3 protein-coding genes and 1 pseudogene are annotated in these 1,074 nt (G+C 47.1%); all 4 read left to right on the forward strand.

Annotated features, from left to right (window positions below; genetic code table 11):
* Positions 1–103, forward strand: a pseudogene (locus A3750_RS21135) (30S ribosomal protein S5); the annotation flags it as partial.
* Between the two features lie 4 nt (positions 104–107).
* Positions 108–296, forward strand: coding sequence for a 50S ribosomal protein L30 (rpmD, locus tag A3750_RS21140; RefSeq protein ID WP_068450983.1), 189 nt, complete (start codon positions 108–110; stop codon positions 294–296).
* Position 297: 1 nt separating this feature from the next.
* The gene (gene rplO / locus A3750_RS21145; RefSeq protein ID WP_068450980.1) at positions 298–732 is read left to right on the forward strand and encodes a 50S ribosomal protein L15; all 435 of its coding nucleotides are present in this window, start codon (positions 298–300) and stop codon (positions 730–732) included.
* Between the two features lie 6 nt (positions 733–738).
* A partial coding sequence (locus tag A3750_RS21150; RefSeq protein ID WP_369819964.1) for a preprotein translocase subunit SecY occupies positions 739–1,074 on the forward strand: 336 nt, incomplete at its 3' end.

The raw sequence follows: 1,074 nt of genomic DNA on the forward strand, positions 1-1,074 counted from the left end.
AGTGAATGTTGTTCGCGCAACGATCAATGGTTTGAAAGCAATGCAATCTCATGAAAACGTTGCTGCTAAGCGCGGTAAGTCAGTAGAAGATATTACGGGATAAGATCATGGCAAAGGCAAAAACTATTAAAGTCACGCTTTTCCGTAGCCCGATTGGTCAATTGCCAAAGCACAGAGCTACTGTGACGGGACTAGGTTTGCGTAAAATTGGTCACACTGTTGAGCTTGAAGATACCCCTTCAGTTCGCGGTATGGTTAACAAAGTTAATTATATGGTCAGAATTGAGGGAGAGTGAGATGCGTCTTAATACTTTAAGTCCTGCTCCTGGTTCTAAGCCTTCGCGTCGCCGTGTAGGTCGTGGTATCGGTAGTGGTTTTGGTAAAACCGGTGGCCGCGGTCACAAAGGTTTGAAGGCTCGTTCTGGTGGTTCAGTTCCAGCTGGTTTCGAGGGAGGTCAGCAGCCATTGCAGCGCCGTTTGCCGAAATTCGGTTTTACGTCGCGCCAAGCGCAATATGTTGCAGAGATTCGCCTTAACGAACTTGAGTTAGTTGATGGTAACGTAGTTGATTTGGATGCACTTAAAAACGCGAACTTAGTTCGTCGTGATACCAAGTCTGCGAAGGTTATCTTGTCTGGCGAAATTAAGTCAGCTGTCACGACTCAAGGGTTGAGGGTGACTAAAGGTGCTAAGGCTGCTATTGAGGCAGCCGGTGGTAAGGTCGAGGAATAATAAGTAATGGCTAAATCTCCTGCGATGCAAGGCGGATTCGGGAAGGGACTTGATGAACTCAAGTCTCGGCTTTGGTTCGTATTCTTGGCAATTATCGTCTATCGAATAGGTGCACACATTCCGGTCCCCGGAATTAACCCTGAGCGATTGGCTGCGTTGTTTGAACAGAATCAAGGTACTATTTTGAGCCTGTTCAACATGTTCTCTGGCGGTGCGTTAGAGCGCATGAGTATCTTTGCTTTGGGGATTATGCCTTACATTTCGGCGTCTATTATCATGCAGTTGATGACTGCAGTGACACCGAGCCTCGAACAGTTGAAGAAAGAAGGTGAAGCGGGACGT

The sequence above is a fragment of the Oleiphilus sp. HI0079 genome (assembly GCF_001635105.1).

Coding starts and splice junctions, on each gene's coding strand:
- rpmD (WP_068450983.1), top strand. CDS start 108: ATGGCAAAGGCAAAAACTATTAAAGTCACGCTTTTCCGTAGCCCGATT.
- rplO (WP_068450980.1), top strand. CDS start 298: ATGCGTCTTAATACTTTAAGTCCTGCTCCTGGTTCTAAGCCTTCGCGT.